Below are 6,322 nucleotides of genomic sequence, written 5' to 3'. Positions count from 1 at the left end.
TCGTCAGCGTCATCACTCTCGTCTGGGGAATATCTCCCCGGCAGCCTTCAGGGAAAAATATCATCAGATGGCTGCTTAAAAAAGAACAAATGGTAGTGTCCGCTATTGCCAGTACACCTCATTAATCGCAGGCTATTACATGAAACGTATTGGCAAGCGACTATTAATGCTCATTGCTATCGTGAGTGGTATGTGTTTTTACGCCAGCGTACTCATGGCGACGACTCCGGCGGTTGAGCTGGAATTGCAAATTCTAAATGCCATCTTCCTTGGTATTCTCTGTGGTATCGGCATGCTTTATTTTCAGGACTTGATGCCTGAAAAAATAGGCTCTGCGACAACGTTATATGCAAATACTTCACGCGTCGGCTGGATTATCGCCGGCTCTGTTGACGGAATTATGGTTGAAATCTGGAGCTACCATGCGTTGTTCTGGCTGGCGATAGGGATGTTGGGTATTACGATGATTTGCCTGCTGTTTATTAAAGATATTTAGCTCACCAGTCTGGGCTAAGAAAAATCGGCGTGGCGCAAACAGAGCCATCCTCGCCATTTTTGCTATCATGCCTGCATACATAAACGACAAAACAGTATGCAGAGGGAAAAATGGGTTCCACCAGAAAGGGGATGCTGAACGTTCTGATTGCCGCCGTGTTGTGGGGAAGTTCAGGGGTCTGTGCGCAATACATCATGGAGCAAAGCCAGATGTCGTCGCAGTTTTTGACTATGACGCGTTTGATATTCGCCGGTTTGATTCTGCTGACGCTGTCATTTGTTCATGGCGATAAAATCTTTTCTATTATTAACAATCACAAAGATGCCATTAGTCTGCTGATTTTTTCCGTGGTTGGCGCGCTAACCGTACAGCTCACTTTTTTGCTAACCATCGAAAAATCGAACGCAGCCACGGCAACGGTGCTGCAATTCCTCTCACCGACGATTATCGTCGCCTGGTTCTCACTGGTACGTAAATCGCGCCCGGGCATTCTGGTTTTCTGCGCTATTTTGACATCGCTGGTCGGGACTTTTTTATTGGTGACACACGGTAATCCGACGTCATTATCGATCTCTCCTGCCGCGTTATTCTGGGGCATTGCCTCGGCATTTGCTGCTGCATTCTATACCACCTATCCCTCAACGCTGATTGCCCGCTATGGCACGTTGCCTGTCGTCGGCTGGAGTATGCTGATCGGCGGTCTGATTCTATTGCCTTTTTATGCCAGACAAGGGACAAACTTTGTCGTTAACGGCAGTTTGATTTTGGCGTTTTTTTATTTGATCGTCATTGGTACGTCCCTGACATTTAGTCTGTACCTGAAAGGAGCACAATTAATTGGCGGTCCAAAAGCCAGCATTTTGAGCTGTGCAGAACCATTAAGTAGCGCGCTACTCTCTTTGCTGTTGCTGGGGATCACGTTCACATTACCGGACTGGCTGGGAACGCTGCTGATTCTGTCATCGGTAATTTTGATTTCAATGGATTCCCGTCGCCGCGCCAGAAAAATAAATCGTCCGGCGCGGGATGAGTGAGAATTACCAGCCAGGCACCGCGCCACCGTTAAAGATGGTTTCTGCCGCTTTAGCGACTTCGGATGATTGATAAGATTGCAGAAATTCCTTCACGTTTTCTGCATTCTTATTATCTTCCCGTGCCACCAAAATATTCACATACGGCGAATTTTTATCTTCAATAAATACGCTGTCGTGCACCGGAGAAAGCCCGGTCTGCTGAATGTAAGTGGTGCTGATAATCGCCACATCAACTTTGGGATCATCCAGTACGCGCGGGAGCTGCGCCCCCTCGAGTTCCATAATCTGCAAATGACGAGGATTATCGGTTATATCCAGCGCGGTAGGTAATAACCCTTTTCCCTCTTTCAGAGTAATTAGCTTCTCTTTTTGCAACAGTAAAAGCGCACGACCAAGGTTGGTCGGGTCGTTGGGGATCGCCACTGTCGCGCCTTCTTTTATTTGCGCCACGGTTTTGATTTTTTTGGAATAACCCGCCATGGGGAAGACAAACGTATTTCCCACCGCTACCAGTTTATAACCATGCGCCTGATTATCTTGTTCAAGAAAGGGTCGATGCTGGAAGACGTTCGCATCAAGTTCGCCATGATTTGTCGCATCGTTCGGTAGCAGCGAACCGCTAAATCCTACCAGTTGAACATCGAGGCCATATTTCTCTTTTGCCACCTTTTTAGCGACTTCCGCGACATCTTGTTCTGCGCCATTTATAACGCCAACTTTAATGTGTTTTGCATCGCTGCTACTCTGGTCGCAACCTGCCAGCAGAATTCCGGCCAGCAATAATGCGGCCCCTGTCCGTAGATGATGTGTTGTCAGTTTCATTTTTTTATCCTTTTATTAATGATTACCTGACTATAGCGGTAAGGTCGCTGCGGTTTAAAAAACGAAACGCTATCGATAAGAATAAAAAGGAATAAAAGTGGAATATAAAGTCTGGCACTTCTTACTGACCACGCAAGCGCGTTTCGTACAGCATGATGAGAGCGATGAAAGCAAACTACACTTATGCTTCATTCGATACACATTTGTAAAAGGTTGAATCCATGAAACCAACGACACTACTGCTTATTTTCACTTTTTTCGCTATGCCAGGCATCGTATACGCCGAGTCGCCTTTTAGCTCACTGCAGTCCGCAAAAGAGAAAACCACGGTATTACAAGATTTACGTAAAATTTGCACGCCACAGGCGTCATTATCAGATGAAGCGTGGGAAAAGTTAATGTTGTCAGATGAAAACAATAAACAACATATACGCGAGGCCATCGTGGCGATGGAACGTAATAATCAGAGCAATTATTGGGAAGCGTTGGGTAAGGTAGAATGCCCGGATATGTAAGAACAGCAACAACTACTGACCAACGCTTCTTTACCTGATATCAGGATTTCTTCATTTTCACCTTTGCAGTAACCAACAATGCAGTCAGCAACATCAATGTGCCGGACAACATCAACGGCGAAGTCAGACCAATATTATCCAGCGCATAACCGCCGATTGCCGCGCCACAGGTATTAGCAAGCTGAATAACCGCCACCTGAATAGACCCGGCTTTTTCTGCCTGATCGGCCAGCGAGCGGGTGATCCACGTTGACCAGCCGACGGGAACCAATGCAAAAGTTAGCCCCCAGATAATCGCCACGCCGGTAGCAACGATTTTATCGCTTCCCCACAACGTCAGTACCAACGCACTCACAGCCAGTATTAACGGCGCGCCTGCTAAGGCCAGTTTTACCGAACGTTTAAGAATGAACGACGAAAGCGACGTACCAATAAAGCTGGCGATACCAAAACTCAACAGCACCAGCGTTAAGCCATCCACGCCGAATCCCGCCAGGTTCATATACACCGGGCGAATATACGTGAAGAAAGCAAACTGCCCGGCGAAAGACATGAAGATGGCGATCATCCCTGCCATCACACCCGGACGTTGTAATAAGCGGAAAGTATTTTGTTTCTGATGCGAGGGTTCGCCTGGCAGTGAAGGCAATGATTTGATAATCCAGAAAATACACAGCACGCCCATCACCGCCGCCGCATTAAAGACATTGCGCCAACCGATAAGCTCGCCTAAAAAACTGCCCAACGGCGCGGCAATCACCAGCGCAATAGAAACCGCGCCGAAGATCACCGACAGCGCCTTCGGCACCGTACGCGGCGGTACCAGACGCATGGTCAGCGACGCCGACATCGCCCAGAACCCGCCCAGCGCCAGCCCCAGACAGGCACGACCGATTAAAAGCAAACTGAATGAGTTAGCAAAGGAAACCAGCAAGCAGGAGAGCGTCAGCAAAACGGCAAACAAAATAACAACGTAGCGGCGGTCAGTGGCCTGAATTGTCTGGGTAATAAACAAACTGGCAAACATTGCCACAAAGGCGGTCACGGTCACCGATTGCCCGGCAACCCCTTCCGAAATGCCTAAATCCTGGGCCATTGGCGTCAACAAACTGACGGGCAAAAACTCAACGATAATCAGACAGGCGACACAAAACGCCACCGAGAAAACGGCTGACCAGTTCGGTCGGGTGATGGCATCCGCGCCGCGGTTTTCGGCAATAAATTCACTCATGGTGTTACCCGTGGCATGTTTCAGGGGAAAAGCCGACCACTTTAACATTGAAATGTGTGACGCATTTAACGTTTTTGCAACTTTTACGGTGTTGCTTGAGCTGGAGTTAAGATCGAAACGGAACAGGGCAAAGATTACCGGATACGGCGTGAACGTCTTATCCACCCGACAGGTCAGGCGCGGTCTGTAGGCTGATAAGACGAAACGGTTTCAATGCAACCAGTGAACGCCCTCGGCAGGCTGAAAGAACGCGTTATAGCGCATCTGAAAAGCATTAATATCCTGCATTTCAGGTTCGGTTTCACGCAGAAAACCCAGCGCCAGCCTGACCTGAGCATCGGTAATCGGCGCGGAAAGGCGGGCTTTTTGTAAAATCCGGTGCCATTGCAGCAGGTTCTGTTCGCTATCATCGACAATGACAATTTGCCAGATGAGCAACACCTGCGCGGCGTTTTGCAGGTGCGACTCATCCGGGCGATGCAAATAACGTAAAAATTCGTCACCGGCTGACTTTCCCATTTGATCGACCATCGACTCCACGGGTACGACATCGATATTCAGCCGATCGCTGAGACGGCGAATCGCTTTTCTGGCCCCGGATGTCAGCACCCGAAAACCAACCACAAACACTACCGCCAGCGTGGCGAGCATTATCCAGATCATGAGTTCTCCTGCGTAATCAGAACTCATGATATCTGGAAACCCTCGCCAGTTACTAATCCACCAGAATAATCTTCAATGCGAACAGAGCTGCGACCACCACCACACACAGGTTCAGATCGCGCCAGCGCCCGGTGCACACTTTCATGATGTAGTACGACATAAAGCCGAGTGCAATCCCTTCGGTGATCGAGAAAGTAAAGGGCATCATCACCGTGGTAATAAACGCAGGCACCGATTCGGTAAAATCATCCCAGTTAACGCGCGCCAGGCTCGAAGTCATCAGCACGCCAACAAAGATTAACGCTCCAGCGGTTGCGTAAGGAGGAACCATCGCCACCAGCGGTGAGAAGAACATAACTAACAGGAACATAACGCCGACCACGACAGCCGTTAGCCCCGTGCGACCACCGACTGCCACACCAGAAGTACTTTCAATATAGGCAGTAACAGACGAGGTACCGATAAATGCGCCTGCCACCGAACTGACGCTATCAACATACAGCGCCTTATTCATATTGGGGAATTTACCGTTGCTATCTATTAAGCACGCTTTATCAGTTACACCAATTAATGTTCCTGATGAATCAAATAGGTTGATCAGCATAAAGGAGAAAATGATACCGGCGAGTTCAAGTGTTAACGCGCCGCTCAAATCTACTTCACCAATGACGCCGCTAATATCAGGCGGAATGGAATAGACGCCGCTAAAATGAACATCACCGAAAAATAATCCACAGCAAGACGTCACCACAATAGAAACCAGCACCGCGGCATGAAAATGACGTGATGACAACACGGTTATAATAAAAAACCCTAAAATACCTAACAACACGCCGTGAGAACTTAAATCGCCAATCATCACCAGCGTGTCTTTATTGGCGACAATAACACCAGTGTTTTTTAATCCCATTAAGGCAATAAATAATCCGATTCCACTGGTGATACCAATACGTAAACTTAATGGAATGTTGGAGATCATCCAGTACCGGATACGAAACAGCGTGAGCAAAAATAGCCCAATTGCGCCCCAGAATATCGCGCCCATCCCGGTCTGCCAGGAGATCCCCATCGCCCCCACGACCACGAACGCAAAGAAGGCGTTCAGCCCCATTGCCGGAGCCAGCGCCACGGGTAAGTTAGCAAATATCCCCATCGCAATACTGCCGATACCGGCAATCAAACAGGTGGTAACAAACACCACTTTCGGGTCCATTTGTGCCGCGCCGAGGATTTGCGGGTTCACAAAAACAATGTACACCATGGTTAAAAAAGTGGTCATCCCCGCAATCAATTCTGTGCGGACGGTGGTCCCATGCTGAGGTAGTTTAAATAATCGCGAAAGCGTCCCTGATTCATTACTCACGTAATCGGTATTGTCATTATTCATTTTTTTGTCCATTGGAGGAGATTTAATCCCTTGCTTTTGTAAAACAAATGACAACAACGGTTCAGTGATAATTATCACATTTCAATTGCACATTAATAGATATTCTTTAATAATCTCGCGACGTTTCTTTATGATAAATAATAATCAAATTGATAAAATCAAAATGAGAAAAAT

At 47.8% G+C, this 6,322-nt stretch carries 6 protein-coding genes and 1 pseudogene; 3 read left to right on the top strand and 4 right to left on the bottom strand.

The window, feature by feature from the left end; genetic code table 11:
* Positions 1–121: 121 nt before the first annotated feature.
* Positions 122–496 (top strand): annotated as a pseudogene (locus ACUU1M_RS17915) (MFS transporter); the annotation flags it as partial.
* Between the two features lie 110 nt (positions 497–606).
* Entirely contained in the window at positions 607–1,530 is a 924-nt protein-coding gene (locus ACUU1M_RS17910) for a carboxylate/amino acid/amine transporter (protein ID WP_000535957.1), read from the top strand.
* Positions 1,531–1,533: 3 nt separating this feature from the next.
* Here the strand turns inward: ACUU1M_RS17910 and nlpA are convergent, their stop codons facing one another.
* Positions 1,534–2,352 (bottom strand): lipoprotein NlpA, encoded by an 819-nt coding sequence (gene nlpA / locus ACUU1M_RS17905; protein ID WP_000779437.1) that lies wholly within the window; start codon positions 2,350–2,352, stop codon positions 1,534–1,536.
* 221 nt (positions 2,353–2,573) lie between these two features.
* Here nlpA and yicS point away from each other — a divergent pair, with 221 nt between their 5' ends.
* Complete coding sequence (yicS, locus tag ACUU1M_RS17900; protein ID WP_000805509.1) at positions 2,574–2,867, top strand: protein YicS; 294 nt, start codon at positions 2,574–2,576, stop codon at positions 2,865–2,867.
* 40 nt (positions 2,868–2,907) lie between these two features.
* On the opposite strand, the gene nepI is transcribed toward yicS, so the two are convergent.
* The 3 genes from nepI to adeQ all read right to left on the bottom strand — a co-directional run bounded on the left by nepI (position 2,908) and on the right by adeQ (position 6,148).
* Positions 2,908–4,098 carry a purine ribonucleoside efflux pump NepI gene (gene nepI, locus ACUU1M_RS17895; protein ID WP_001288549.1) on the bottom strand — a complete coding sequence of 397 codons (1,191 nt, stop codon included), beginning with the start codon at positions 4,096–4,098 and terminating at the stop codon, positions 2,908–2,910.
* Positions 4,099–4,308: 210 nt separating this feature from the next.
* Positions 4,309–4,761, bottom strand: a complete 453-nt coding sequence (locus tag ACUU1M_RS17890) for a DUF1198 domain-containing protein (protein WP_005051995.1) — start codon at positions 4,759–4,761, stop codon at positions 4,309–4,311.
* Positions 4,762–4,813: 52 nt separating this feature from the next.
* Positions 4,814–6,148 (bottom strand): adenine permease AdeQ, encoded by a 1,335-nt coding sequence (gene adeQ, locus ACUU1M_RS17885; protein WP_024260876.1) that lies wholly within the window; start codon positions 6,146–6,148, stop codon positions 4,814–4,816.
* Positions 6,149–6,322: the final 174 nt, after the last annotated feature.

It is taken from the genome of Shigella sp. SIG6, assembly GCF_053555815.1.
Note: the sequence above shows the minus strand (reverse complement) of the source record. Positions and strands in the feature narration are given on the sequence as shown.

Coding starts and splice junctions, on each gene's coding strand:
- ACUU1M_RS17910 (WP_000535957.1), top strand. CDS start 607: ATGGGTTCCACCAGAAAGGGGATGCTGAACGTTCTGATTGCCGCCGTG.
- nlpA (WP_000779437.1), bottom strand. CDS start 2,352: ATGAAACTGACAACACATCATCTACGGACAGGGGCCGCATTATTGCTG.
- yicS (WP_000805509.1), top strand. CDS start 2,574: ATGAAACCAACGACACTACTGCTTATTTTCACTTTTTTCGCTATGCCA.
- nepI (WP_001288549.1), bottom strand. CDS start 4,098: ATGAGTGAATTTATTGCCGAAAACCGCGGCGCGGATGCCATCACCCGA.
- ACUU1M_RS17890 (WP_005051995.1), bottom strand. CDS start 4,761: ATGATCTGGATAATGCTCGCCACGCTGGCGGTAGTGTTTGTGGTTGGT.
- adeQ (WP_024260876.1), bottom strand. CDS start 6,148: ATGAATAATGACAATACCGATTACGTGAGTAATGAATCAGGGACGCTT.